We start from the raw sequence: 25891 nt of genomic DNA, 5'->3' as shown, positions 1-25891 counted from the left end.
CTCTAGCTCGAATCCGTCAAAACATTGACGCGAACGGTTGGTTATTCCAACTGGAGCAGGGAGGCATTGCCTTGTGACAGTTCCCATTTGGTTGTGCATTGTCATAGCGATTGTTGTATTGTTTATTGGCTTAGGCTTTGGTTACGTAGCTCGGCGTATGATGGCCGAGTCGAAAATTGGCACTGCGGAGACGCGTGCCTTGCAAATCATAGAGTCCGCGCAACGTGACGTAGACGCGCGACGCAAAGAAGCCATTCTAGAAGCAAAAGAAGAAACACATCGAATCCGTCAAGAGGCTGAGAAGGAACTTCGGGAACGTCGTAACGAGCTGCAACGCTTGGAACGCCGTGTGTTACAGAAGGAAGAATCTCTTGATCGGAAGCTTGAAACACAAGAACAAAAAGCGGAAGAACTTCGTAAAGAAGAACAATCACTGCAAAGTCTGAAAGACGAAATCGAATCACTCCGACAGGAACAAGTGCGTGAATTGGAGCGCGTTTCGGGATTGACACGCGAGAGTGCTCGGGAGCTCATTTTGAACCAAGTAGAACGAGAGACTCGTCACGATGCAGCAGTGATGGTGAAACAGATTGAACAAGAGGCAAAACGCGACGCAGAACGTCGTGCTCGCGATATTATTGCCAGCGCAGTACAACGTTGTGCGGCGGACCACGCGTCCGAGATCACTGTATCCGTCGTTACTTTGCCGAATGATGAAATGAAGGGCCGAATCATTGGCCGTGAGGGCCGGAACATCCGAACGCTCGAGACTTTAACGGGCATTGATCTGATCATTGATGACACCCCGGAAGCCGTCATTTTGTCAGGGTTTGATCCAATTCGCCGCGAAATCGCGAAAGTTGCGTTGGAACGGTTAGTTGCAGATGGTCGAATTCATCCAGCGCGGATCGAGGAAATGGTTGAAAAGGCAAGACGCGATATTGATGACTTGATTCGCGAAGAGGGCGAACAAGCAACGTTTGATAGCAATGTACACGGCTTACATCCGGATTTGGTCAAACTTCTTGGACGGCTTAAATTCCGTACGAGTTACGGCCAGAATGTTTTGAAACACTCCGTGGAAGTGGCTCATCTCGCTGGAATGATGGCAGCTGAGCTAGGGCTCGATGTTGCACTCGCTCGTCGAGGCGGTCTCTTGCACGATGTGGGTAAAGCTATCACACATGAAGTGGAAGGTTCACATGTCGAAATTGGTGTGGATTTAGCACGGCGCTATAAAGAACATCCAGTTGTCATCAACGCCATTGCTGCCCATCACGGAGACGTCGAATTTTCTTCACCAGTGTCTGTTATCGTGGCGGCAGCCGATGCCATTTCGGCCGCTCGCCCGGGCGCCCGCCGCGAAACCTTGGAGATTTACATGAAGCGGCTGGAAAAGCTTGAGTCCATCGCGGAATCGTTCAGCGGTGTGGAGAAGAGTTATGCCATTCAAGCAGGGCGTGAGATCCGGATCATCGTTAAACCTGAGTTAATTGACGATGCGGAGTCAGCGTTGGTGGCAAAGGAGATATCCAAAAAGATTGAAAACGAACTGGATTACCCAGGTCAGATTAAAGTGACTGTAATTCGAGAAACTAGAGCCGTTGAATACGCAAAATAGAGTAGCCAAATGGCTACTCTATTTTTCATCAGGAAAGTCGGGATTTCGGCTGACCTCGAAGGGGAAGGAAAGTGTGCTGTGAGAGTCTTGTTTCTTGGGGATATCGTTGGCCAACCTGGACGCAAATATGCTGCGGAAGTATTGCGTGAACTCCTCCCGCAGGTGCAACCAGATTTAGTGATTGCGAATGCTGAAAATGCGACAAAAGGTCGGGGGCTTACGTTCAATTCCGCGGACGAATTATACGATGCCGGGATCGAAATTCTCACCATGGGAAACCACACGTGGGATCAGAGGCAAATTTTTGATTTCATTGATGACGACGAGCGAATTGTAAGGCCGGCAAACTATCCCGCGGGGACGCCTGGTCGTGGCTACACCATCTGCAAGGTGGGGCAGGCTGAGGTGCTTATCGTGAATGTCATGGGCCGCACGTTTCTGAGTCAGTTGGATTGTCCGTTTGATACAGTGGATCGCATTTTGGCCGAACACAGTGAAATCCGGCATGTCATTGTTGATATGCACGCGGAAGTCACATCTGAGAAACTGGGAATGGGCTGGGCATTTGCCGGGCGCGTGTCAGCGGTCTTGGGTACACACACGCATGTCCCAACTGCCGATGCCATGATTCTCCCCGGTGGAACAGCATATCTGACGGATGTGGGTATGGTTGGACCTCGAGACGGCATCTTGGGAATGAAGCGAGATCAGGTGTTGCGACGGATGCGGACACAACTGCCGACGAAATTTGAGGTAGCCGACGGGCCGCGACAGTTTTGTGCCGCGGTACTGGAACTAGATGACGTGACGGGTCGCGCAACATCCATTGAGCAGATTTTTTGCCACGAATCTCTGGGATAGACGGACTTTCTTGTCCCCCAATTGGCATAAACGGGATGCTCAAGCAATATCGATATAGTGTCCTACTGCCGAAGGGGATAGAGGAGGTCATTTCATCGTGGATGTATTAAAGGTCTCGGCTAAGTCAAATCCGAATTCAGTTGCGGGGGCTTTGGCAGGGGTATTACGCGAACAAGGCAGCGCTGAAATACAAGCTATCGGGGCAGGTGCCTTAAATCAGGCCGTGAAAGCGGTCGCCATTGCTAGAGGGTTCGTCGCACCGAGCGGCGTGGATTTAATTTGTATTCCAGCATTTACGGACATCCAGATTGACGGTGAGGATCGAACGGCGATTCGCTTGCTGGTCGAACCGCGCTAAACAAGAAGTGGCTTCGTGTGCGGCGGAATGAGAGGAGGCAATTTAGATGGAGCAGTTACTCGTTGCGGATGCGCATGTTGATGTGTTGATGAAACTTTTGGATGAACAGATTCGTTTTGCGGAAGCAAGTCCGAAGCTGTCAGCGAGCTACCCTTCGCTCGCAGCAGGGGGGGTTGCCACCCAAGTCTTTGCTCTCTACGTTTCGCCGAATGCGGACGCCGGTGCCCAACTCCATGATGTGCTCCGCGAGCTTGACGCCTTTTATGAACAAGTCGCAACTGTCCCAAGTATCCGCCTCGTTCAATCTCGCAGTGACTTACGGGCTGCACGATCACAACGGCAACTTGCAGCCCTTCTCTCACTGGAGGGTGGCGGGTGTCTGCGCGGCAAAGTCGAAATCCTGCGAATGCTTCATCATCTAGGCGTGAGAGGGATGGGACTCACGTGGAATGATGCCAATGAATTGGCAGACGGCTGCGGGGAATTGCGTGGAGCCGGTCTCACGCGCGCTGGACGAGCGGTCGTTCGGGAGCTACAACGGTTGTCCATGTGGATCGATCTCGCCCATTTACACGATAACGGTGTCCGCGACATCCTCCGTCTTACGGACGGCCCTGTCATGGCTTCGCATGCCAACGCGAGAGCGGTACACGAGCACCGACGTAATTTAACAGACGACGTCATTCGAGAAATTATCCGACGTGACGGGTGGATCGGGTTGACCTTTGAGGCTAGCTTCGTAAGCGGCTCGTCGAGGGTTACGACGGATGACGTGTTGCGCCACTTGGATCATGTTCTCGAACTCGGCGGGGAAAAACACGTCGGCTTCGGCTCCGATTTTGACGGAACGTCTCATTCCGTCGAAGGGCTCAGTGAGAGCCAGGACTATGCACCGCTCGCAGAGCAACTCGTTGAACGGTACGGTCGCGATGTTGCGCAGCAAGTTCTCTTTCACAATTTTGAATCATTCCTGATACGGCAACTTCCGGCTTAAATGTCGGTCGTGAATGGCGCTCCTCGCCTTGGGGGGCGCTTTTTTGCGTTGAGACAAGCCTATCTTCCGCGTTTGGAGCCACCTTTGTGCGCACGAATGTGGGCGTTCGCATAGGATGTGCTGTGGTTGCGGAAGGGCGACTTATTGGGACGGATTCGGCGACACGGCGTTCACCACTTTCCCAGGCCCCGCATACCGATACAGTATCAAACTCGGGCGAATGCCCCAAGGGGCATTCGCCCGATGAAAAACTAGAGGAGGTTGCCGCATGGTGCTTTCAAACAAAGACCTCAACTACCGCGAGATCATGGCGAACGCGGTCTGCGGCAGGGGTAACAAGTACGCACAGACGACATACACAGTCCGCCCCACGCATCGGCCCAGCACGATTGGTGGTTGTTGGGTAATGAACCACGTCTATGAAGCAGAGTTGGTTGGCGATTATGTCGAAGTACACGGACGCTTTGACGTAAACGTCTGGTACTCGTATAACAACAACTCGGAAACAGCAGTCGCCAAAGAAACGGTCACATATGTCGAGCAGATTGCCCTACGCGATCTCGACACCGAATGCATTCGCGATACCCGTGAGGTTCAGGTGAGCGTGCTGCAAAGCCCCAATTGCCTTGATGCTACACTCACGGGCAATGGATCAGAAGTGCTCGTTCGCGTGGAAAAGGAACTTGGTGTTGACATCATTGGTCAGACGAAGTTGTGTGTGTTGACGGCGGAAATGGTCGAGAAGAAGGACGAAGATTTCTTCGAGGAAGAGAGCCTCTTGGAAGAAGTTGAAATCGAAGACTGACGTCAGTCTCTGTCGTATTGGTCGAGAATGGGGCGTTTATCGCCCCATTTTCCAGTTTTAGAGGGGGCATCAGTAATGCGTGTGTCTGTTCAAGTCACGGATGAGCTGCGTGGGCGCAATGTGTCGGTGAGTGGTTTGGATAAGGGCGCAAGTCTGCCCAGCCGCCTTGTATTTGGCGGCCGAGCCTGCACAATTGCCGCGACGCGGGCGAAGGGCCCTCAAGGGACATACAGGCTGTACGTGTCGCGTTCCATTGGCAAAGCCTTCGGATTGAACAGAAATGCGATCATTCATGCACGTGTCCAAGGAACCACTTGGTATTTGGGACCGATATTAGGGTTGTACGTGGACCGGACGGCATCGTTGGATCGCCCTTTTGGGGAACAAACACGCATGTTCGAGGAATTGACTACATACGGACGTTCGCTTGGCGTTCATGTCGTAATCTTGACGCCTGGAGACCTCCAGGCGAAGTGCGTCAACCGCTACAACACGCACGCGGAATGCTGGATGGTGAACGAGAATCTCATCCCTGATATCGTCATTCGACGCTCAGGGTCTTTTACGAAATCGAACGCGGAGCAGGCGAAATGGGAGCTCCTACAGTTTCAAAAGAGTGGCCGATTGCATACCCTTCCCCGTGAGTGCAGCAACAAGTGGACCATACATCAAATTCTTAGCAACACGACTGACTTGAAAGACCACCTACCGCGAACTACGCTTTGCACATCTGCCGGGGACCTGTTTGATGCCGTGATGGCCAGACGGGACGTCTATGTAAAACCGCCTGGGGGTGCCCAAGGCGTGTCTATCTACCATCTCAAGCGGATGGGTAAACAGGTGCAAGCGAGTTGGGAACGACGTATCGTACCCAGGCAGACCGAGCGGGTATCCAGTGTGTTCAAGCCGGAGACCAAGTTGTTGTACCGGAACCTTTCTTCGCAAATGGACTTTCAGAAGTTCTGGAAGGCGTCGCGGTTGAAGCGGGCGATTGTTCAAGATACCGTCCCGTTACCAAAAGTGAACGGCGCGCCGTACGATTTTCGTTGGCTCGTACAGGCGAGTGACAGCCCAACGATTATCGCTCGCGTGGCCAGAGTTGGTCAATCGGGTGCTGTTACGACGAACATTCATACGGGCGGGATCGCAAAGTCAGCCGAGGATCTTGTAGAACGAGCGGTTGGATGTAAACGCAGGGACGCCATGCTGGAAACAATGGACAGCATCGCAACGGGTGTTGTGCGAACGCTGAAACACAAGTATGGCGACTTTGCTGAGTTGGGTATTGACTTGGCTTTGACACCGGCGGGGGAGATCTACATTTTCGAAATCAACGCGACGCCGGGGCGTCGCATGCTGCGCATGGTTTCACCCGGTGCCCGACGTCTGTCACTTGAGTTACTGCTTGAATATGCTATCAGGGCAACTGGCTATTCGGGCTAAGGTGCTGGAAGGGGGCCGTGAATGATGGAAGGGGAGCAAACAGAAATTCGGGTGACAACTTTCCCGAGTGCGGAGCCACTTTTGCGACTGAGCCCTTCTGCCGGTCAAAGCGCCGCAGTAGGATACTTTTCCGAAATTGAATGTGTACACGGGGAGCGCCGAGTGAATCTCTATTGTGTGATCGACGGAAGTCTTCCGAGAGATTCGATTTCCATGAGCGTCCAGGCCGCACGACAGTTGAAGCTAACTGAATACACGTGGCTGATGCCCGCTGGGCTGTCCAGCCACCGTATCCAATTCGGCCCACTCATCGGGATCTTGGCGAATCCACAATGGGATAAGGAAAAGCGGACTCTGAAGAAGAGCAAGCAGTTGGAATCGCTCGAACGGCTCGTGGAAATGGGTCGCATGTACGGAGCCGTATGTTTCCTGTTTAGCATCAGTGGAGTTGACTTACGAGCGGGAACCATTCGTGGTTACGTGCAAAACGACGGCAGATGGCACCGTCGAGTCCTCCCCATGCCGGATGTGATTTATGACCAGTTGGTCTCACGCAAACTCGAACGCGATCCTGCGGTTCAAGACAAACGTCAAGCATTGTCACGCAGGTATGGACGGAAATTCTTCAACGACGGATTTTTCGACAAATGGCAGGTCTATGAATGGTTACAAGAAGATTTAGAGGTGCGTGCTCACGTTCCACACACAGTCAGACATACGACTATACCTGCTGCCGTTGCGTTTCTGAGCAGTCACCAGACGGCATTTCTCAAGCCGCTGCACGGGAGCTTGGGACTTGGGATTGCACGGTTTGTCAAGCAACGTGACGGCAGTTTTCTGTATGAATTGAAACAAAACACATCGTATGTGACGCGGGGCAAAGCTGCATCCGCCAAAGACGCCGTGCAAACCTTTCGCACCCGTTTGAAGAATAGACCGTATATTTGGCAAGAGGGGCTCTGGCTCGCGACATACCAGAATCGTCCGGTCGACATTCGGATTCTGATGCAGCGAGATCACACAGGGAACTGGAAGCGTACCAAGATGTTCGCTCGTGTGGCGAAATCTGGAGATTTTACGTCGAATCTCACGGGTGGCGGCGATGCGATGCCAGTAGACGATGCATTGTTAGAGTGCCTTCCGAAAGTCGAGCAGCGCACGAAGGCGAAAGGACAGATTCGGCGCCTCTCGCACAAGATAGCGGAGGCGATAGAAAAGCAGTCAGGAAGGACATTTGGGGAACTTGGGATCGACCTCGGCTTGGACCTGACCGGCAAGGTATGGGTCATTGAAGTCAACTCGAAACCTCGGAAGGCACCATCCACTGAAAAAGGACGTAAGGACCTCGTCGATCTCTCTTTCGAGCGTCCAATTCGATATGCCATCTATCTCGCGAAGTCGACAAGCTAAGAGACCGATGAGAAAGGGGGATGTCGGGTATGGCGTACTATTTATTACATCGTAACCAGCCGTCTGCCAAGCGACTGTTGACAAATGTGTCACGACTTTCGAGATATACGCCGACGAATGCGGTAGGAGATTCGGATGTACTTCTGCGCTGGGGAGCGCTGGATGAGAACGATCCAGCGAAAGGGACCATTGTCAATGCCAAGGAAGCTGTTCAACGAATTTCATCGCGAGTGCAAATGGCCAAGTTCTTACGACGGATCGGTGTTCGCGTTGCATCGAAGACGACCAAGTCGGGAGAGGCAACCACGTTTAGTCGTCAGTATCGAATACCCATTTTCGACATGAAAGCAATCGCCTGTTTTCGATCCGATTCAGGAGCCAATTGGCCTCAGGCACGAATATCGCGTGTGCATGCGTCGTTCCAAGAGATCAGTGTAAGCGAAGACAAACAAACTCGTCTAGCGGTGCTGTTAGCAACTCGGACACTTCATGCACTTGGTCTCGACTTTGGTATGGTCAGTGTTGGCGTTGGGCCCAAAGGTATGTTGCACGTGATGGACGTGACTGCCACACCTGTGCTCGAAGGTCGCATGTTGGACGTATTCAAAGACGCAATGAGTTCATTTGTTGAACGAGAAGAGCAACTAAAGCAGAACTCACCGTCGAATGTGACACTTGGGACAGACTTAGAGGTCATGCTGCGCAATGCACAGGGGAAAATGGTTCTCGCAAGTAATTATTTCACGCGCAAGGGTCGTGTTGGATGTGATGACCGGAGTGTGAATTTCGATGGAAAACGCCTGCCTCTGATGGAGTTGCGACCCGCTCCGGACAATAGTCCAAATGGGTTGCTTATCAATCTTCGCGCAACGATGCGGGAAGCGACCAGTCGGATCAATCGCCAGATGGTCGAGTGGCGGGCAGGAAGCATGCCGTTTCGTCCCTACTGTACAGGCGGACATATCCATTTCTCTGGCATCCCCTTTACAAGCCGCTTTGTCAAGGCGCTGGATAACTATTTAGGATTGCCGTTAATGGCCGTGGAAGACCGAAAATCAGCGAACCTACGAAGACCGAAGTATGGTTTCTTAGGGGACATTCGCCACAAGGAATACGGTGGATTTGAATATCGCACACCCGCAAGCTTTATTTGCAGCAGAGTGGTCACGACTGCAGCCTTTCACTTAGCTCACTTCCTGGCACTGAACTATCGCGATCTTCCACTCCCTGACATCTACGTTCAGAGCACCCAGCTCGCTTTTTACGAAGGCCAAGTTGGGGTCTTGCGCCCATTTATTTTGCGCAACATTGAAACGGTTCGCCTCCACTCCGCATACAGTCAATATCGTGAGTACATTGAGCCGTTCTTTGTCATGATTGAACAGGGGCGCACATGGGACGAATCTCGAGATGTTCGTGCCGAATGGAATGTGCCCTCAGGTCGCGCACAGAGAAAGCCAGGTGCGACAAAGACACGGAGAGCACGAGTGACAGGTTCTTGACGAGGAAGAGAGGTCGCTGGTAGTGAACCGTGAAATGAACGCAGAACTATGTTGGATTAAACAGGGTGAACGAATTGACTGTGTCGTTCGACCGATTCCTAGAGATATAACTATCGGATCGATGCCTATGGTTGCAAGGTTTCGCGGTGATGGATTAACCGTACCCATTCGCACGGAAGCGATTCGGGAGACGGTCATTTATCGCTGTCCAACAACGCTGACAGTGACCGATGAAGAGGCAATGCTCGGTGAGGTATATGCCATCTTAGCGGGAGAAGGGCACGACGGCTTTACGGGCGCGCGCTTAAACTTTCGCGATATTATCGAAACTGCCAAGCAAGAACGGGTATTCATTTATGTCATTCCTACGCCTCATGTATCAGAGCTAGGGCCGTGGCAGGGGTACGTGCGACTTGGTTACAAGCGATGGCAGCGCATTCCGTGCCCGAAACCTGAGGCAGTCTACAATCGAATACCGACCCGCGCTCTGGAGCACCGCCAAAGCGCAACTCGTGCCCGCCGTACTCTTCAAAAGCTAGAGATTCCTGTATTTAATCCGGCGTATTTTAGTAAATCCCGTATCTACGAGATCATTACGGAAAACGGTCTGACCAGCTATTTACCGGAAACAGCAGGTCAGCTAGAACAATCTACTTTTTTGAGCATTCTACAACGGCATGGAGCTGTATATCTGAAGCCTTCTGGGGGTAGCGTTGGTCACGGGATGCTGCGTGTAGAAGCGAGTAAGGGCAGTTGTTGGCTAGTCCACGTTTTAAAGCATGGTCGCACAACTCATCATACGTGTGCCAACCTCCAAGAAGTTTGGAACACGGTCAATCGAGAACGAGTACCAGGCCGATATGTCGTTCAACAAGCTATACCATTACTGGAATATGGAGGGAACCCGTGCGACTTTAGAGTTCTCTTGCAAAAACAGAATAATACTTGGCATATGGTTGGTCGTGGTGTCCGCGTCAGTGGGGATGGCACCATCACGACCCACGTTCCAAACGGTGGATCCATAGCGAACGCCGACGCGGTCCTCGTCCAGGCGTTCGGGACTGCTGCAGGGCGTGTACAATCAGAATTGGAACAGTTTGTCGTTCAAGCTGCAGAAGCCATAGACAGTGCGAATGACGGTGAACTTGGCGAAATGTCGATGGATATCGGGATTGATAGAAAAGGGCACCCATGGTTTTTTGAGGCGAACGCGAAACCAATGAAATTCGACGAACCTGACATTCGGCGCAAGTCCCTGCGCGGTATCATCGGGCAGTTGCGCGAGCGTGCGAGGTCAACATGAGTAGGTTCGGGGAGCACGCTGTCGCTGTGGTCGCGCGTACGTATGTCCTGGGAATGATGAGGGACCGGCGCGCGCGATCACGACGACGCGAGAATCCAAGAGTTTATACGAGAGGCCACGGAAGTGAAAAACGTCGCTTGCCCTTCGTGATGAGCTGTATTTGATGAAATGGGATGTAGTACCATCGACTGTCATATATTAAGAGTGCTTGATGGGCCCGGATAATACGGTCTATGTCCGGCAAGTCACTTGCAAATGACTGCTTATCCGGTGCCACAACAGCCCCGTCGTACACATGTTCCTTACCGACAACGGAAACCTCGAAAGTCGGAATGTTGAGTTTGTCCGACACGATACAACTCCTCCAAGTTCACTTCAATCTTCACGGATACGTTCAGTATCGCAGATTCTCTCGTTTAACACGAGAGCTTGGCTTCGTTGTACCATGACAATGTGATGACAAGAGACCAACCGGAATTACATCTTGAGAAATGGCGAAGTCTCTGAGATCAAGCGCTTGAGTTGTTCAGCGGATTCGGTGTAGCTGGTTCTTGCCGCTTGGTTTTCGGTCTGCATGGCGAAGCTCTCCAAGTCTGACTGAATTTTCTTCAATGACGCCAATAATAAGAGCTTTGATTTCGTTGTGGGGTCGTTTGGCGTTTTTTTCAACACGTCATTTTTTAAGTCCACATACAAGTTGTTCGAGTTGTCAAGTTGTGCGAGGAACACTTCGTCGTCACTCGTGGCGCCCTGCTTTTTGGCTTCGCTTAAGATCCAACCTTCTACGTACCCATCCTGCAGGAGACCATTGTAATTGACCACACCATCTTCGATCACGACTTTGGGCTCCGGTTCATTCTGCACCGCTATACCAGCTGTCTTCGGTGTGACCGGTTGGCTATCCGCCTTTTTCATGACACTGATTTGGCCATCGCTTTCCAGTGCTGCAAATTCCACTTCAGCCAGCTTGAATGCGTCTTTCTCCCGCAAGAGAGCCAAGAGATCGCCAACAGGCATGCGCAGTTTTTGCAGGTTTTTTCCTACGATGTTGCCCCCTTGGATGAGAGGGGTCGCTTGTCCGTTGATGAGATTTTGCGCGGGTTTCGATTTAATCACGATCCACCCGAGTAAAACCGTGAGAAGACCCCATGTGCCAAGTGCAATCAAGCCATCGATCACCCTCACATTTCGGTCAACAGCAAGAAACGCCGCCAAGGCGCCGAACACAACCGGCAAGACAATATCGACCCGTTTACCGATGACTCGGCATACAGCGATAAGGGCGATAAAGGATAGGATCGACTTCAACAGTGTTTCGACGTAGACAGGCATCATGACATGTCTCCTATTGATGATTTCAGGTTCCTGGACGTCGGGTTATAGAATGAAGGACGGAAGCAAGTTACGCAGCTTCCGTCCGACCGTTTAGCTATTGAAGTTAGAACCCTTTGTACTGGGGTTCTTCTTGCTCCATTTGTCCGACACGTTGTTCGAGAGTGTCGACAATGGTTTGTGTTTGGCTTGCCGCGTCCGTATAAAGTTGTTTCGCCTGTTGGTTTTGGGTTTGTAGTGCAAACTGTTCGAAGCTTGCCTGTGCACTCTTTAACCCCGCTAATGTTTGTTTGACCTGGCTAGCTACCGTCATAATTTCAAATTCCTCCTGTCCTATGTTTGTTCCTCATGGAATTGGTCCACTATTAAACAGTCTCGTACAGTTTACATATCAGACTGTCCAAGCTGTCATAATGTTGGCTGGTTGCTTATGATTTATACTGTACGGCTACTTAGATAAAAATGGCTTAATCAGCGGGTTGTGGGAACAGCCTCATCGTTAAACGGAGACGGGTCCTTGTGAGGTGAACACCCGGGATGGTGTTACGGGAGGATTCCCCAGGTTTTTGAACGTGTTTGTCATCAGCGGTTCATGTATAATTAAGAATGGATTTTTGTCGAAGGGTGGGTTTGGGTTTGTCGATTGTCAATCCCGAGGACAAAGTGAATTTAACAAAGTTAAGTATAGATGAGTTGGAAAAGCTTGCACAGGTCAGAAGGCCCAAGCCGATAATGAGTAACTTGGACCGAACCTCTTACGAGATGCCGGACGAATATCGGTATACGGGTTTCAATACAGATGGTACGCCGAAAAAGTACTACTTACGAACATATGGGTGTCAGATGAACGAACATGACACAGAAGTTATGGCGGGGCTCCTACAAGGAATGGGTTACGTTCCCACGGATAGTCAGGAAGAATCTGATGTCATTTTGTTCAATACGTGCGCCGTTCGGGAAAATGCTGAGGACAAGGTGTTCGGCGAAATTGGCCGGTTACGTCCCTTGAAACAGCGCAATCCTGAGTTGGTCTTGGGGCTCTGCGGATGTATGGCACAGGAACAGGGCGTTCAGAAAATGGTTTTGGAAAAATTCCCTTGGGTTGACGTTGTATTTGGAACGCACAACATCGACCGGTTACCGGCCCTCCTAGCCGAAGCTAGAACCTCCCAAGCCACGGTTATGGAAGTGTGGGACAAGGCCGCGGAGACAGTTGAAGACATGCCTAAAGCTCGTAAGGATAACGTCCGGGCATGGGTCAATATTCAGTATGGCTGCAACAAGTTTTGTACCTACTGTATTGTCCCGTACACGCGGGGCCGTGAGCGCAGTCGGCAACCGGAAGACATCGTTCAGGAAGTTCGCCAACTGGTTGCAGATGGGTTTAAGGAAATTACTCTGCTCGGTCAAAACGTCAATGATTACGGCGTTGACTTGGGAACCAGTTCGTTTGCTAAGTTGCTTCGAGAAGTCAATGACATCCCTGGGATCGATCGGATTCGATTCACGACATCCAATCCGTGGAACTTCAGTGATGATTTGATTGCTGCCATTGCCGAGTGCGAACATGTAGTGGAGCACGTTCACCTGCCGGTTCAATCTGGGAACAACGAGATCTTAAAACGCATGAATCGTTCACACACTCGCGAGTACTATTTGCAACTCGTGAAGAAAATTCGTGCCGCTATTCCGGGAGTCAGCTTGACAACGGACATTATCGTTGGATTCCCAGGGGAAACGGAAGAACAGTTTGAAGATACCGTGTCGCTTGTGCGAGAAGTTCAATTTGACAACGCCTTTACTTTCATTTATTCACCGCGCGAAAATACGCCGGCAGCGCGGTTCGAAGACACCTTGACTCTAGATGAGAAAAAACAGCGACTTTACCGATTAAACGAAGCCCAAGCTGAAGTGTGTCTCAAGCGCAACCAAGATTTGAAGGGTGAAGTCGTCGATGTTCTCGTTGAGGGAGCGAGCAAGACGAATGCGCAGGTTCTGTCGGGTCGCACGCGGACCAACCGCTTGATTCTCTTTCCAGGCAGTATTGATTTGCGAGGGCAGCATGTGCAGGTTGAAATTACACACCCGCAGACGTTCCTTCTCAAGGGTCGCATGGTGACAAGAGAGGAGGAGGTTTCATGACAACAGCGATGGAACAGACATACCAGCCCTTGCTCGAAAAAGCGGATGTCATTGCGCGGACAATCTCCAGCTCTGAAGCTGCACAAATGTATTGGCAGGCTCGGGATAAAATGATGAAGCACCGAGAAGCGCAAGCCCTATTTGACGAGCTGAAGAAGAAGACAAACGGGTTGCTCGTTTTGAAAGGGCGGTTGGGTGAAGAAAGCGAAAAGTATCAACGGATTCAAGAGGAAGTACACAAAGTTGAGGACAAGCTGACGGAAATTCCAGTCGCTCTTCAGTACAAAGCGGCACACGACGAGTTGAACGGCATGTTACAAGAAGTCATTCTCGTCCTTCTTGCCCGGCTCAAAGGGGAAGTACCTGTTGAAAAAGGGCCTCGTCAATGTGGCTCGGGCGGGAGTTGCAGTTCGGGTGATTGCGGATCCTGTTCCGCCCACTGAGGATATCCATGCGGTCGCCCGCTGCGGCGGCCGCTTTCTGTATCGTGGCAAATTAGGCAAGCCCTGCGGGGAGGTACAAACATGGCGCTGACGCCAATGATGCGTCAATACCAAGAGATCAAAACGTCGCACCAAGACGCATTGCTGATGTTTCGTTTAGGTGATTTTTATGAACTATTTTTTGACGATGCAGTCACTGCAAGTCGTGAACTGGATATAACCCTAACAGGGCGTGATGCCGGGGAAGCCGGACGCATTCCTATGTGTGGCGTGCCCTATCACGCAGTTGAGCAGTACCTTGAGCGTCTCATTGACAAGGGGTATCGAGTGGCAATTTGCGATCAGGTCGAGGACCCGAAGGCTGCCAAGGGTCTTGTTCAGCGGGAGGTTGTCCGAATTGTAACGCCGGGAACGGCACTATCAAAGGAACAATCTAATCGTTTCTTGGCGGCCATTGGATGTGTCGGATCGCACTATGGTCTAGCGATGGTTGACGTAGGCACAGGAGAGGTATTCGCAGGTGAAGCGGGAGAAGTGGAATGCGCGCGACAGCTTCAACTCTGGGAGCCCATCGAGATCGTTGCAGTCAAAGGACAGATTCCGAATTGGCTCGATGACTTTATTGCTGAGACAGGCACGCTGCTCACTTATAGACCGTCTGGCAGAATTGATGTAATCCAGACACAGTACAGTGTGGCCAGTTCGGCAGTCCTCGGCATTGGGGAGAACACAGCGACGGCCGTAGCAGTTGCAAACGTGCTCCAATACATACAAGAGACACAGAAAATGACTTTGCGCCACCTGCAAGAGCCACGTCCTTTGTTTGAGCAGACACACCTCGTATTGAACCAGACGGCAATGCATCACTTGGAGCTCACGGCCACAGCACGCGATGGGTCTCGCAAGGGGTCACTTCTGGGGCTCCTGGATGCCACCGTTACTGCTGCCGGCGGAAGAATGCTGCGGGCGTGGCTGGAACGGCCGCTGTGCCAAATCGACGCCATCAGCGAGCGCCACGAAGCGGTCGACGCGCTTGTCAATGATCTCATTGTGCGAGAAGAAGTCCGTGAAGCGCTCCGGGGGGTACACGATCTCGCCCGACTCGTCGCACGTTTCGCGTTTAACAGCGGCAATGCACGTGACCTGCTCGCCTTGGCGAATTCTTTGGCAAACGGTCAGTCCGTAGTGGACGCCTTGAGTGCGGCAAAGCTTCCTCCACTTTTGCAAAATCTCTTGGCACGGCTGCCAAACGTGAAGAGGCTGGTCGACGGCATCACGCAGCAAATTGTCGACGATCCGCCCGTTCAGACCCGCGAAGGGGGGCTGTTCCGGGAAGGCGTTGACGATGAGTTGGACAGACTGCGAACACTCCAGTCCTCGGGACGTACATGGCTGCGTGACTTGGAACAGCAGGAACGCGAACGGACAGGCATCAAGTCCCTCAAAATCGGCTACAACAAAGTGTTCGGCTACTATATCGAAGTCTCAAAGACACACTCGGCGAACGTACCGGGAGAGTACGAACGACGCCAAACATTGGCAAATGCTGAGCGTTTCGTTTTGCCGGAGTTAAAGGCTCGGGAGACGGAGATTCTATCGGCCGAAGAGCGGGCTATGGCAAAGGAATATGAACTCTTTCAAGTATTTCGCGAGCGCGTGCTGGAGTACGGTGGACAGATTCGAGTGTGGGCGGATGTGTTGGCCGAGATCGACGTGTTGCAGTCGCTTGCACATGTGGCCACGGAACGGCGATTCGTCCGGCCAGAAATGAAACTGGAAGCGGGCATTCAGATTACGGGCGGACGCCATCCTGTCGTGGAAATGCTGACGCCGGGCAGGTTTGTGCCGAATGATACGGTGCTTGATCCACAGCAGCACATGATTGTCCTCACCGGCCCGAACATGGGCGGGAAAAGCACGTATATGAGGCAAACGGCCATCATCGTCATCATGGCGCAGATGGGCGGTTTTGTGCCCGCTGAGTCCGCAACGGTTGGGATTGTGGACCAGATCTTTGCTCGCATCGGCGCTGCTGATGACTTGGGACGCGGACAGAGTACGTTTATGGTGGAGATGATTGAACTCGCGGAGATTCTTCGCCAATCCACGGGGCGGAGCCTTGTGTTGCTGGACGAGATCGGGCGCGGTACATCCACGTACGATGGACTTTCCATCGCCGAAGCGGTGCTGGAAGAGTTATCGATTCGCGAAGAAAAGCCGCTCACCATGTTTGCCACACACTACCATGAACTGATCCAGTTCTCGGCGCAGTTTGAACGGGTGCGTAATTACTCGATGGCGGTTGAAGAAACGCGGGACGGAATCACGTTTCTTCACACAGTGGTCACACGTCCATCGGATCGGAGTTACGGGATTCAAGTGGCGAGGCTTGCAGGATTGCCACAGCAAGTGGTTGCGAGGGCTGCCGAGTTGCTGCGCGCTCGGGAAACCACCGGACCTGCTCTTGATGAGGTCGCGGTGACCGGGGAGGATCGCCCCGCAAAGCAGGACGAGCGCGGCTCCGTCTCGGAAGCACCGGAAGTGAGGGAAAAAGAGGGGGCTTTGGCTCTATTTGATGGTCCGTACCGGTCATTCGCGGAAATGGTGGCCCAAATGAACGTCTTGTCAATGACACCGCTCGACGCGATGAATCGTCTCAACGAAATAGTGGAGAAGGCGAGGAGGATGCTCTAATGGGAACCATCCGACTGATGTCGACCACGCTGGCCAACCAGATCGCGGCGGGTGAAGTGGTTGTACGCCCGGCCTCGTGTGTCAAGGAACTGGTTGAAAACAGTCTGGACGCGGGGGCCAAGACCATCACCGTCACACTGCGGGAGGGTGGCATTTCTGAGATCACCGTACAGGATGACGGCATTGGAATGGACGAAGCGGATGCCGTCATGGCGTTTGACAGACATGCGACGAGCAAAGTGTATGACGAACGCGATCTCGTTCGGATTCGCTCACTCGGCTTCCGTGGCGAAGCACTGGCGTCCATTGCCGCAGTCGCAAAGGTCACGCTGACGACCCGGACAAGGGACAGCGAGCGGGCTGCCGAGGTGACCATTGAAGGAGGCGAAATGGCTCCTTTGCGTCACGTTGGTGCGGCCCCGGGAACACGTATCGAAGTTCGCGACTTGTTTTACAACACGCCGGCTCGCCTAAAATACATGCGAACCGTACAGACGGAGCAGGCAAAGGCCGTGGAGGTTGTCCAGAAAGCGGCATTGTCCCGTCCCGACGTCTCCTTTTGCTGTCAAACCGAACATCACGTGCTTTTTCAAACACCGGGAAACGGTGACGTTCGCACCGTCTTGGCATCCCTGTACGGCGTTGGCGAAGCAAAACAGCTCCTTGCCATAGAGGAGACGACACCCGACTACAAAGTGTCCGGCTACATCGGGCGACCGACTCAGGGAAGAGGAACGCGCGCTCACGCCCATCTCTTTATCAACGGTCGCCCCGTTCGCCATATTGGCGTGCACCAGGCGGTCATCCAAGGCTATCGAAATCGGCTCATGGTCGGTAAACAGCCTATCTATGCCATTTCCATCGAAATGGATCCGGGACTCGTCGACGTCAACGTTCACCCGCACAAAGCGGAAGTCCGGTTCAGTGAGGAGGCCGACGTGACGCGTTGTGTTGCCAGAGCAGTGGCTGCGGCACTTGACAGTACATTACTCGCGCCGACTCCCGAACGGTCAACGAATCGACAAAAGTCTGAAGTGCAGCCGCTTCAGTTGGAGTTTCAGAATGAAAATGCCTCCGAGAATCCGCTGCCACACGGGTCGGGCGGTTCTCCTGAACCTCGTTCGTCGGGGACGGGGTTGATGCAGGAAGCGAGATCGTTTTCGTACCCGTCTAGACCCCAGTCGCATCCGGCCGCCTCAAACTCCAAATACGCGAGTCGTTCGAGAGATCAGGTCGCCGCTGCGCAGGAGGCTCAAATCGTCTATGGAGAGACGAATCGGGTGGCTGCGAGTGGTGAAGCTCCGGACCACTCAGTGGTAGACAGCACGCAAAGTGTACGTCAGCCTGCTGCGCACGAAGTTCGTCCGGACATCAGGAGGCAAAACTGGACATTGCGGCCGATTGGGCAGGCACTTGGCATGTACGTCATCGCGGATGACGGAGATTCCCTGTACATCATTGACCAGCACGCTGCACACGAGCGGATCTTATTTGAGTCATTTTACAAACGTTTGGTGGACCGCGATGTGCACGCCATGCCCTTACTGGCGCCGCTGCAGTTGACGTTAACACCGTCTGTGTTTGAGCGGGCCATGGCAAACCATGAGCGGCTTTCCAGTTTAGGTTTCACATTCGATCACTTCGGCGCCTACGATATTCTCGTTCGCACGGTTCCGGACATTTGGGAAGGCTTAGATGTGGACAGGCTAAGTCAGGAAACACTTGAACAGCTGTCGGAATCGAGGGACTCGGATGCATTCTACCAGAACATGCACAACGTCATCGCAACACGTGCGTGTAAAGCCGCAGTAAAAGCGAACTGGCATCTTTCGCAAGAGGAGCTGCAAGCACTGTGCAGCGCTTTAACAAAACTTGACGATCCGTTTCACTGTCCACACGGACGACCCATTTTTCTCCGGTTTACAGATAAACAGTTGGAGAAGGAGTTTCGACGCATTGTCTGACCTATCGCCTCATCTTGACGTCACACATCTTCAGGCCGTTGCCACAACCCCGCGAAATCGTACCCCTGCGGATGTGGGACTGGCACAGGAGTTGGCTAAGTGGTTTTCCGTGCCCTATGTTGCACGCGACGACCGGAGTCTGGCGCAGATGTTCACTGACACTGGAGCGGAGGTCATGATCATCGCTGGTCAGCCCGTCAAACTTCTTCACCGGGATGCGACACATCCTTTGTTCTTCCATCCGAGTATGGCGGCACAGCGAATTGAACGAATGGCACGGGGAGAGGAAGATAGGTTGCTTAGAGTAGCCGACGTTCGGCGTGGCGACACGGTCGTCGATGCCACCATGGGACTTGGTTCGGATGCACTCGTGTTTGCTCATGGGGTCGGGATCGCCGGAAAGGTTATTGGGTGCGAACAGAGTCCGCTTGTGGCGCGCTTACTGACGGCAATGCAATGGGTGCCGAACGCCTACTATGGAGAAGCGGTTGATCTATTGAAGCGTGTCACAATCATTGCAGAGCACCATTTGCAGTGGCTCTCAAAACAACCAGCGGACAGTGTGGATATCGTCTATTTCGATCCGATGTTCCGCTCGCCAGCGGAGGAGTCGGCAGGACTTGCGCCGCTTCGATCATTTGCCGTGGCTGAGCCCCTTCGCGCAGAGTCCGTGGCGCAAGCAAAACGTGTCGCACGTCGCTGTGTCGTAGTCCGCGAAAGACCATTTTCTGGCGTGTTTCAGATGTATGGACTCAAGGCCGACAACCCAAAACGAAAAATTGCGTACGGAGTGTGGCGGAAGTACGATGACTAAACAACGTGTCTTATGCGTGGTCGGTCCCACAGCTGTCGGGAAAAGTGATTTGGCAGTCGACATATGCCTCAAGTACCATGGTGAAGTCATCTCTGCCGATTCCATGCAGATTTATCGCGGAATGGACATTGGCACCGCCAAGTTGACCACGGCCGAGCAACGAGGAATAACTCATCATTTATTGGATATTGTTGATCCAACGAGCTCATATACGGTTGCAACGTGGAAAGATGAGGCAGATAAAACGATCAAGTCACTCGGCAAACGCCATTTGTTACCCGTGGTCTGTGGGGGAACGGGGCTATACATTCGTGCCATAACAGACGACTTGCAGTTTCCCGAGCGACCTGATACATTACAAATTCGTGCCCGCTGGTACACGTTTCTTGAAACTCATGGTCCACACGCTTTGCACGAACAATTAGAACGAGTGGACCCACTTAGCGCAAAGCGCCTTCATGAGAACGATGTGAAACGCGTGATCCGCGCCTTGGAGGTCGCCGAGACAGCGGACAAACCGCTCTCGGAAGGATATGATTGGTCGCCGAAAACGGGTCGTTACGATGTCCTACTCATTGGGTTGTTCATGGAGCGTGAGGCGCTGTATGAGCGAGTCAACCGGAGAGTCGACAGGATGGTCGATCTGGGACTGTTCGCGGAAGTTCGGAAACTTTTAGAGGCAGGCGTAACACCGGAACACACAGCGCTTCAAGCCATCGGGTACAAAGAGGTCGTTCAATGTCTACAAGGAGAATGCTCAGCAGAAGAGGCCATTGAATCCATCAAACGGAATACTAGGCGCTTTGTCAAACGGCAATTGTCGTGGTTTCGTCGGGACCCTCGGATTGAGTGGTTTGAGCGGAACGTAGATGGCACATTTCCACCTGGAGAAGAAGACCGTCTCTGGCGAATGATCGCAGATTATCTAGAAGGAAAAAGGACCATGCCTCACGAATAATTTCTGAAGGCCGAAGATTGGAGTGTGGAGCCACATCATGACGAAACAACAAATTAATATCCAGGATACGTTCTTGAATCAAGTTCGCAAGGACAAGATTCCGGTTATCGTATATCTTGTTAACGGATTTCAAATCCGAGGAATTGTTCGCGCATTTGACAATTTCACCATCGTGGTGGAAGCAGAGGGAAAACAGCAGATGATTTACAAACATGCCATCTCGACGTTTATTCCCATGCGACAAGTGTCACTTGCGTCGGAAGCAACTGGTTCTGAGTCAGAAGAGTAAGTTGTTTGATGAGCTCTCAGCCAACATCGATATTGTTGCGAGGAGGAAGCGGCACGTTTGTGTCGCTTGACCTCTTCTCGCCATACTATGGCTATGGCACATTTTTACTCGTTGACAAATGAGTTATTCCTATGTTAATTTAAACCCTGTCGCCGCGCGTGCCAGCGTAGCTCAGCAGGTAGAGCAACTGACTTGTAATCAGTAGGTCGCAGGTTCGATTCCTGTCGCTGGCTCCACAATCGGAGGGGTACCAAAGTGGCCAAATGGGGCGGACTGTAAATCCGTTGCGGAAGCTTCGAAGGTTCGAATCCTTCCCCCTCCACCAGTTTTATAGGGGCGTAGTTCAGCTGGTAGAACGGCGGTCTCCAAAACCGCATGTCGTGGGTTCGAATCCTGCCGCCCCTGCCATTGTCTACCTTGTGGGGACAAGGTTACGGGGGTATAGCTCAGCTGGGAGAGCACCTGCCTTGCAAGCAGGGGGTCATCGGTTCGAATCCGTTTACCTCCACCACACGTTCCTCGATAGCTCAGCGGTAGAGCATCCGGCTGTTAACCGGAGGGTCGTAGGTTCGAATCCTACTCGGGGAGCCATATAATATTCTTTCTCATATGGGGAACACGCTCCCATAGCTCAGTTGGCAGAGCGCATCCATGGTAAGGATGAGGTCACCAGTTCGAGCCTGGTTGGGAGCTCCATACGGGCGTTTAGCTCAGTTGGGAGAGCATCTGCCTTACAAGCAGAGGGTCGGCGGTTCGAGCCCGTCAACGCCCACCAAGTCTGAGAGGCGCAGTCATTGTGACTGCGCCTCTTTGTTGTGTTCCAGCGATTACGACCCTTCGGAAAAACGCATGATTTGGGAGTATCTGGGGAAAGAGTAAAAAGGATAGCCATCGAGGGGAGTAGTCCAATGCCGAAGCAATTACCTGAAATTGAACAACAGAAAATCAGTCCTAAACTCGAAGAGAATGTCAGTTACATCAACAACCTCGTCGGTGTCGGTACAACATGGGACATTTTGGCGAAACCCTTTAAATTTGGTCGCTTAAACATGATGTCCTATCTCACGAACGGATTCTTCCTAACGATGAATGTTGTGCTCATTCTGGAAAACCTGCAGAAGTGTATTGAGCAGTTTGAACGTGAGCACGAGGGTAAGTCTTACACGCTCGAGGATTTGGTCGACTACTTGAATACCAATGTGTCTTTCGTGCAGGTCCAAGTCTTTGACAAAATGTCTGATGTTGTTCGTTTTATTTTGTCTGGACCACTTATGACATTTATCGATGGGTACGACAAGTGTTTGATGATCGATGTGCGTATCTATCCGATGCGCAGCATCACGACACCAATGATGGAACGTGTTGCCCGTGGAAATCATGACGGCTTCACTGAGACCATGTTGATGAACACCAGTTTGATCAGACGCCGCCTTCGCGATCCCAGGTTGCGTGTTGAGCTGATGCAAGTCGGTGAACGGGGACAAACAGACGTCAGTTTGATGTACTTAAAGGACGTCGCTGATGAAAAACTTGTACAGGATATACGGACAAAACTGACATCATTGAAGACAGGCGGCCTGATGCTGGGCGAACAACAGGTGACTGACTACATTGGCCGGATCAAATGGAATCCGTACCCGATTGTCAGGTACACAGAACGTCCAGATGTAGCCAGTGCTGCACTCGTGGAAGGCCAAGTCGTGATTGTTGTTGACACGACACCCGAAGTCATCATCGCACCGACAACGTTTTTCCAACATCTGCAGCACCCACAGGAATATCACTCTTACCCCGTTGTCGGCACATATTTGCGGTGGACCATCATGCTCGCCGTCTTCGTAAGCATTTTCATGCCAGGTGTATTTCTGTTGATGAACGCTCACCCATCGTGGATTCCTAAAGGCATGGCTTTCTTCATTGCGAACAAGAAGGACCCGCTTCCCCTTTGGGGCGAGCTCCTCATCGCGGAAATCGCCCTCGATACATTGAAGTTAGCGGTCATCAACACACCCACTGTCCTGGCGTCTGCCGTCGGCATCGTCTCCGCTTTGTTGTTTGGACAGTTCTCCACGCAGATCCAATTGCTCCAACCTGAGGTCCTGGTGTACATGGGATTTGTGATGATTGCACAGTATGCGACATCATCATACGAACTGGGATCAGCCAATCAAATTTCACGACTGTGGATTATGCTTTGGACGGCTGCGCTCGGGTGGATCGGATTTGTCATCGGTACAGTGTCTTGGTTCGTGCGATTGGCAACGACGAGATCATTCGGCAAGCCTTATCTGTGGCCACTCATTCCGTTTCGGTGGAGAGACGGTCTCAGAGACGTTGTCATTCGCTGGCCAAGCTACAAGTTGGGCGGTGTTCCAGAGATTCTAAAGCGAAGAAGAGGGCGGATTTAACGTTTCACCACCGTACGTTTCACCACTGTACTGCGGACACAAGCGGCCTGGGGCAAGCCCAGGCCGCTTGTGTCCGTTCTAGGCCATCACCCAATTTCGCATTCATGCATAGGTTGAGGTGTTAGGCGGCCGCTCGGGCACAAAGACAATAACGTGAGGTGGTCCATATGAAACCGAGCACCCAAAACAAGAGCCCCATTCGAAACACGAAACGGTCACTTCAAGTGATTGATGAGTATGAGCAAGGTCAAATCGCGCTGTCGGAAGCATTACAGCAGCTTTCGGGTCATCCGTCCGGAAGCGGATCACACGGACGTCCGGTCATCGAAAAAGCACGACTCCACTCCTTACTTAGTGAACTGGATGACCTAATCGGACTACAAGAGGTGAAGCGCGTTGTGCGCGAAATCTTTGCCTATGTTTATGTACAGCAACAGCGAATGAGACATCATCTCAAGGCAGAGCCTATTGTATTGCACATGGTTTTTTTGGGGAACCCAGGGACAGGAAAGACAACGGTCGCTCGTATTTTAGCTAAGTTGCTTTACGAATGTGGCTTGTTGACACAGGGACATTTGGTGGAAGTCGAACGCGCCGATCTCGTTGGAGAATACATCGGCCACACAGCTCAAAAGACACGGGAACATATTAAGAAAGCACTCGGCGGCGTTCTCTTTATTGATGAAGCATACTCCCTTGCGCGTGGCGGTGAAAAGGATTTCGGCCGCGAAGCAATTGACTGCCTCGTCAAGACGATGGTTTGAAATGTAATGTCTTTTCAATTGCCTAATAATCCGAAGGATTTTCCAGTGTATTTTAGACCTCCTTCCACAAACTTTGTGGAAAGGGAGGGACGACTGTTGGGTCACATTTTACGCCGTACACTGGCCTTTATTCTTGCTATATGTACCACGTTGACAACGTTTGACGCCAGGTTATGCGCAGAAACAACGTCCAATCAAGTCGTTCATCGAGCCACGTATCCAGTTTTAACAGAAGGGGACAATTCGCCGGCGGTTTTAACGCTTCACGAAATGTTGGCTGATTTAGGTTATCTTCCCGTTGAATTTCATCCGATCACCAAGGTGGAGTCCTACTTTGGTCCCTCGCTGGATTCTCCCGCCGCAGGAACTTGGTCTTGGCGGTTTCACGTGGTACCGGATCCGCTCAGGCAACTGTGGGACCCAACTATGTATACTGAAATGACAAAAGCAGCTGTCATGACATTTGAACGCGAACACGACTTACCTATAGATGGATTCGCTGGTCCACGCGTTTTTCGAGGTCTGCAGACCGCAATCGCTGTAAACTTGCGTTGTCAACACGCATATACATACCTGCTGGTCCGGCAGGCACTTCCACAGACACTGACTGTTTGGCAAGATGGGCGGATAGTCTATACGTCCACCTGCAGTACGGGTGTCAAAGACGCGGCAACACACGTCGGTACACACGTAATATATCTACGGAATCGCCAACAGAAGATGGAGGGAACAACCCCAAGCGGTGCACACTACCGGGTGGAAGGGGTTCCGTATGTAAGTTTCTTTCGTAAAGGTGAAGCGATACACGGATTGACCCGCGCTAGATATGGCTTCCCACAAAGTGTCGGTTGTGTGGAATTGCCAATTGAAAATGCAAAGAGGGTCTGGGAATTAACTGATTACGGCACGCTCGTCACTGTGACGCAATAAAGGACGCCAAGGGCGTCCGTGGTCGCTTAAAACATACGTTTAACCGTCGTAATGTGCTTGTACCAGTATGAGCCTGGAGCTAGTTTCAAGTAGCCCACTTTCCCAAGGCCGCCGCCTTCTTGAATCATTTCACCGTGCCCAGCGTAAATCCCAACGTGCCGTCCGCTATCGAAAATCACTAAGTCGCCTGGACGCATGGAAGATTTCGCGACCTTCCAGCCGACGGATCGAAACTGGGTTTGAGATGAAGTGCTCATGCGGTACCCGAGGGCATGATGGTAAACGTACGAGGTAAAGTTAGAACAGTCAAAACCGTATTGCCCGCGATCTTCGTTATGACCCCAGACGTATGGTGTCCCCAGCTTTGAACGGGCTACGCCGAGGACAGCATTCTCCTTTGCGACTACGCCTGCTGTTGTTGAAGCTTGTGCGTGAACCGATGGATCCAACGACACGCCAGGTGGTAATGTATTCGCCTCTGCTGTTCCTGGTGCTGCAAAGATCGTCAAAGCGAATGACGCAGCGATACCGACGGACGTCAAACCAAACTTGTGTTTCATAAAGTTGTTTATCCTCCCATAAAGCCTCCGAGGTTAGCTGTCGGGTTTGGGTAGAGGATTGCATCCTTGCGACTGTATCGCATTCACCCCAAGTGCTTTGAGTACACAGAAATTGTTCCCCCGTACCTGATTTTGCAGGATTCGGCTTGTCTACCGAGGGTAACATAGCCCATCATTTGAGGTCATTATGAAATGGATGGATCCCTTTCTTATACAGTTCCATTTCCTGTAACGAATGGCCTATTACAGAATGTCACCGGGGTGGCGTCGTACCAAAGCGGGAAGGTTGATGTATG

The 25891-nt window shown here is 52.0% G+C and carries 22 protein-coding genes, 7 tRNA genes, 1 pseudogene and 1 riboswitch; of the genes and pseudogenes, 26 read left to right on the top strand and 4 right to left on the bottom strand.

Annotated elements, in window-relative coordinates; genetic code table 11:
• Positions 1-73 precede the first annotated feature (73 nt).
• The 9 genes from rny (at position 74) to NZD86_RS13575 (ending at position 10297) form a co-directional block, all read left to right on the top strand.
• Positions 74-1621: a ribonuclease Y gene (rny, locus tag NZD86_RS13615; RefSeq protein ID WP_268042476.1), complete on the top strand. Its 1548-nt coding sequence runs from the start codon at positions 74-76 to the stop codon at positions 1619-1621.
• Positions 1622-1699: 78 nt separating this feature from the next.
• Positions 1700-2482, top strand: coding sequence for a TIGR00282 family metallophosphoesterase (locus NZD86_RS13610; protein ID WP_268042474.1), 783 nt, complete (start codon positions 1700-1702; stop codon positions 2480-2482).
• A 97-nt stretch (positions 2483-2579) separates the two neighbouring features.
• Positions 2580-2840 carry a stage V sporulation protein S gene (locus NZD86_RS13605; RefSeq protein ID WP_021294820.1) on the top strand — a complete coding sequence of 87 codons (261 nt, stop codon included), beginning with the start codon at positions 2580-2582 and terminating at the stop codon, positions 2838-2840.
• 46 nt (positions 2841-2886) lie between these two features.
• Complete coding sequence (locus tag NZD86_RS13600; RefSeq protein ID WP_268042472.1) at positions 2887-3834, top strand: dipeptidase; 948 nt, start codon at positions 2887-2889, stop codon at positions 3832-3834.
• Positions 3835-4102: 268 nt separating this feature from the next.
• Positions 4103-4639, top strand: coding sequence for an outer spore coat protein CotE (gene cotE, locus NZD86_RS13595; protein ID WP_268042470.1), 537 nt, complete (start codon positions 4103-4105; stop codon positions 4637-4639).
• 75 nt (positions 4640-4714) lie between these two features.
• Positions 4715-6082 carry a YheC/YheD family protein gene (locus tag NZD86_RS13590; RefSeq protein WP_268042468.1) on the top strand — a complete coding sequence of 456 codons (1368 nt, stop codon included), beginning with the start codon at positions 4715-4717 and terminating at the stop codon, positions 6080-6082.
• Between the two features lie 21 nt (positions 6083-6103).
• Positions 6104-7492 carry a YheC/YheD family endospore coat-associated protein gene (locus NZD86_RS13585; protein ID WP_268042466.1) on the top strand — a complete coding sequence of 463 codons (1389 nt, stop codon included), beginning with the start codon at positions 6104-6106 and terminating at the stop codon, positions 7490-7492.
• A 29-nt stretch (positions 7493-7521) separates the two neighbouring features.
• The gene (locus NZD86_RS13580) at positions 7522-8994 is read left to right on the top strand and encodes a putative amidoligase domain-containing protein (protein WP_268042464.1); all 1473 of its coding nucleotides are present in this window, start codon (positions 7522-7524) and stop codon (positions 8992-8994) included.
• Between the two features lie 22 nt (positions 8995-9016).
• Positions 9017-10297 carry a YheC/YheD family endospore coat-associated protein gene (locus NZD86_RS13575; protein ID WP_268042462.1) on the top strand — a complete coding sequence of 427 codons (1281 nt, stop codon included), beginning with the start codon at positions 9017-9019 and terminating at the stop codon, positions 10295-10297.
• A gap of 103 nt (positions 10298-10400) precedes the next feature.
• Here NZD86_RS13575 and NZD86_RS13570 read toward each other — a convergent pair whose 3' ends face one another.
• The 3 genes from NZD86_RS13570 to NZD86_RS13560 form a co-directional block, all read right to left on the bottom strand.
• Positions 10401-10649, bottom strand: coding sequence for a hypothetical protein (locus NZD86_RS13570; protein ID WP_268042460.1), 249 nt, complete (start codon positions 10647-10649; stop codon positions 10401-10403).
• 125 nt (positions 10650-10774) lie between these two features.
• Positions 10775-11632 carry a DUF421 domain-containing protein gene (locus NZD86_RS13565; RefSeq protein WP_268042458.1) on the bottom strand — a complete coding sequence of 286 codons (858 nt, stop codon included), beginning with the start codon at positions 11630-11632 and terminating at the stop codon, positions 10775-10777.
• A gap of 103 nt (positions 11633-11735) precedes the next feature.
• On the bottom strand, positions 11736-11942 hold the full coding sequence (locus tag NZD86_RS13560) for a DUF1657 domain-containing protein (RefSeq protein ID WP_268042456.1): 207 nt from the start codon (positions 11940-11942) through the stop codon (positions 11736-11738).
• Positions 11943-12361: 419 nt separating this feature from the next.
• Here NZD86_RS13560 and miaB point away from each other — a divergent pair, with 419 nt between their 5' ends.
• The 17 genes and pseudogenes from miaB (at position 12362) to NZD86_RS13475 (ending at position 25035) form a co-directional block, all read left to right on the top strand.
• Entirely contained in the window at positions 12362-13771 is a 1410-nt protein-coding gene (gene miaB / locus NZD86_RS13555) for a tRNA (N6-isopentenyl adenosine(37)-C2)-methylthiotransferase MiaB (protein ID WP_268046879.1), read from the top strand.
• Complete coding sequence (locus NZD86_RS13550) at positions 13768-14214, top strand: YlbF/YmcA family competence regulator (protein ID WP_268042454.1); 447 nt, start codon at positions 13768-13770, stop codon at positions 14212-14214. The genes miaB and NZD86_RS13550 overlap by 4 nt, the downstream gene beginning before the upstream one ends.
• An 81-nt stretch (positions 14215-14295) precedes the next feature.
• A complete protein-coding gene (mutS, locus tag NZD86_RS13545; RefSeq protein WP_268042452.1) occupies positions 14296-16908 on the top strand; it encodes a DNA mismatch repair protein MutS in 2613 nt (870 codons plus the stop codon).
• Complete coding sequence (gene mutL, locus NZD86_RS13540) at positions 16908-18872, top strand: DNA mismatch repair endonuclease MutL (RefSeq protein WP_268042450.1); 1965 nt, start codon at positions 16908-16910, stop codon at positions 18870-18872. The genes mutS and mutL overlap by 1 nt, the downstream gene beginning before the upstream one ends.
• Positions 18865-19686 carry a class I SAM-dependent methyltransferase gene (locus NZD86_RS13535; protein WP_268042448.1) on the top strand — a complete coding sequence of 274 codons (822 nt, stop codon included), beginning with the start codon at positions 18865-18867 and terminating at the stop codon, positions 19684-19686. The genes mutL and NZD86_RS13535 overlap by 8 nt, the downstream gene beginning before the upstream one ends.
• The gene (miaA, locus tag NZD86_RS13530) at positions 19679-20644 is read left to right on the top strand and encodes a tRNA (adenosine(37)-N6)-dimethylallyltransferase MiaA (protein ID WP_268042446.1); all 966 of its coding nucleotides are present in this window, start codon (positions 19679-19681) and stop codon (positions 20642-20644) included. The genes NZD86_RS13535 and miaA overlap by 8 nt, the downstream gene beginning before the upstream one ends.
• Positions 20645-20681: 37 nt before the next feature.
• Positions 20682-20933, top strand: a complete 252-nt coding sequence (gene hfq, locus NZD86_RS13525) for an RNA chaperone Hfq (protein ID WP_268042444.1) — start codon at positions 20682-20684, stop codon at positions 20931-20933.
• 160 nt (positions 20934-21093) lie between these two features.
• Positions 21094-21169 (top strand) — tRNA-Thr (locus NZD86_RS13520).
• A gap of 5 nt (positions 21170-21174) precedes the next feature.
• Positions 21175-21258: transfer RNA gene (locus NZD86_RS13515), tRNA-Tyr, on the top strand.
• A 7-nt stretch (positions 21259-21265) separates the two neighbouring features.
• A tRNA-Trp gene (locus NZD86_RS13510) sits at positions 21266-21341 on the top strand.
• 27 nt (positions 21342-21368) lie between these two features.
• A tRNA-Ala gene (locus tag NZD86_RS13505) sits at positions 21369-21444 on the top strand.
• A 5-nt stretch (positions 21445-21449) separates the two neighbouring features.
• Positions 21450-21524 (top strand) — tRNA-Asn (locus NZD86_RS13500).
• 29 nt (positions 21525-21553) lie between these two features.
• Positions 21554-21629: transfer RNA gene (locus NZD86_RS13495), tRNA-Thr, on the top strand.
• A 3-nt stretch (positions 21630-21632) separates the two neighbouring features.
• A tRNA-Val gene (locus NZD86_RS13490) sits at positions 21633-21708 on the top strand.
• Positions 21709-21841: 133 nt separating this feature from the next.
• Positions 21842-23341: a spore germination protein gene (locus NZD86_RS13485; RefSeq protein WP_268042442.1), complete on the top strand. Its 1500-nt coding sequence runs from the start codon at positions 21842-21844 to the stop codon at positions 23339-23341.
• 167 nt (positions 23342-23508) lie between these two features.
• Positions 23509-24099, top strand: a pseudogene (locus tag NZD86_RS13480) (AAA family ATPase); the annotation flags it as partial.
• A gap of 102 nt (positions 24100-24201) precedes the next feature.
• A complete protein-coding gene (locus NZD86_RS13475) occupies positions 24202-25035 on the top strand; it encodes a L,D-transpeptidase family protein (RefSeq protein WP_268042440.1) in 834 nt (277 codons plus the stop codon).
• Between the two features lie 26 nt (positions 25036-25061).
• Here the strand turns inward: NZD86_RS13475 and NZD86_RS13470 are convergent, their stop codons facing one another.
• Entirely contained in the window at positions 25062-25595 is a 534-nt protein-coding gene (locus tag NZD86_RS13470; RefSeq protein WP_268042437.1) for a C40 family peptidase, read from the bottom strand.
• Positions 25596-25603: 8 nt separating this feature from the next.
• Positions 25604-25752, bottom strand: a riboswitch (cyclic di-AMP (ydaO/yuaA leader).
• Positions 25753-25891 lie beyond the last annotated feature (139 nt).

It is taken from the genome of Alicyclobacillus dauci (assembly GCF_026651605.1).
In the GTDB taxonomy this organism is placed as follows: Bacteria; Bacillota; Bacilli; order Alicyclobacillales; family Alicyclobacillaceae; genus Alicyclobacillus; species Alicyclobacillus dauci.
Note: the sequence above shows the minus strand (reverse complement) of the source record. Positions and strands in the feature narration are given on the sequence as shown.

What these genes read in the sequence shown, in the direction of transcription:
- NZD86_RS13470 (WP_268042437.1), bottom strand. Translation starts at nt 25,595, where the DNA reads ATGAAACACAAGTTTGGTTTGACGTCCGTCGGTATCGCTGCGTCATTC.
- NZD86_RS13565 (WP_268042458.1), bottom strand. Translation starts at nt 11,632, where the DNA reads ATGATGCCTGTCTACGTCGAAACACTGTTGAAGTCGATCCTATCCTTT.
- mutL (WP_268042450.1), top strand. Translation starts at nt 16,908, where the DNA reads ATGGGAACCATCCGACTGATGTCGACCACGCTGGCCAACCAGATCGCG.
- miaA (WP_268042446.1), top strand. Translation starts at nt 19,679, where the DNA reads ATGACTAAACAACGTGTCTTATGCGTGGTCGGTCCCACAGCTGTCGGG.
- miaB (WP_268046879.1), top strand. Translation starts at nt 12,362, where the DNA reads ATGAGTAACTTGGACCGAACCTCTTACGAGATGCCGGACGAATATCGG.
- hfq (WP_268042444.1), top strand. Translation starts at nt 20,682, where the DNA reads ATGACGAAACAACAAATTAATATCCAGGATACGTTCTTGAATCAAGTT.
- NZD86_RS13600 (WP_268042472.1), top strand. Translation starts at nt 2,887, where the DNA reads ATGGAGCAGTTACTCGTTGCGGATGCGCATGTTGATGTGTTGATGAAA.
- NZD86_RS13560 (WP_268042456.1), bottom strand. Translation starts at nt 11,942, where the DNA reads ATGACGGTAGCTAGCCAGGTCAAACAAACATTAGCGGGGTTAAAGAGT.
- NZD86_RS13580 (WP_268042464.1), top strand. Translation starts at nt 7,522, where the DNA reads ATGGCGTACTATTTATTACATCGTAACCAGCCGTCTGCCAAGCGACTG.
- NZD86_RS13590 (WP_268042468.1), top strand. Translation starts at nt 4,715, where the DNA reads ATGCGTGTGTCTGTTCAAGTCACGGATGAGCTGCGTGGGCGCAATGTG.
- NZD86_RS13585 (WP_268042466.1), top strand. Translation starts at nt 6,104, where the DNA reads ATGATGGAAGGGGAGCAAACAGAAATTCGGGTGACAACTTTCCCGAGT.
- NZD86_RS13485 (WP_268042442.1), top strand. Translation starts at nt 21,842, where the DNA reads ATGCCGAAGCAATTACCTGAAATTGAACAACAGAAAATCAGTCCTAAA.
- mutS (WP_268042452.1), top strand. Translation starts at nt 14,296, where the DNA reads ATGGCGCTGACGCCAATGATGCGTCAATACCAAGAGATCAAAACGTCG.
- cotE (WP_268042470.1), top strand. Translation starts at nt 4,103, where the DNA reads ATGGTGCTTTCAAACAAAGACCTCAACTACCGCGAGATCATGGCGAAC.
- NZD86_RS13550 (WP_268042454.1), top strand. Translation starts at nt 13,768, where the DNA reads ATGACAACAGCGATGGAACAGACATACCAGCCCTTGCTCGAAAAAGCG.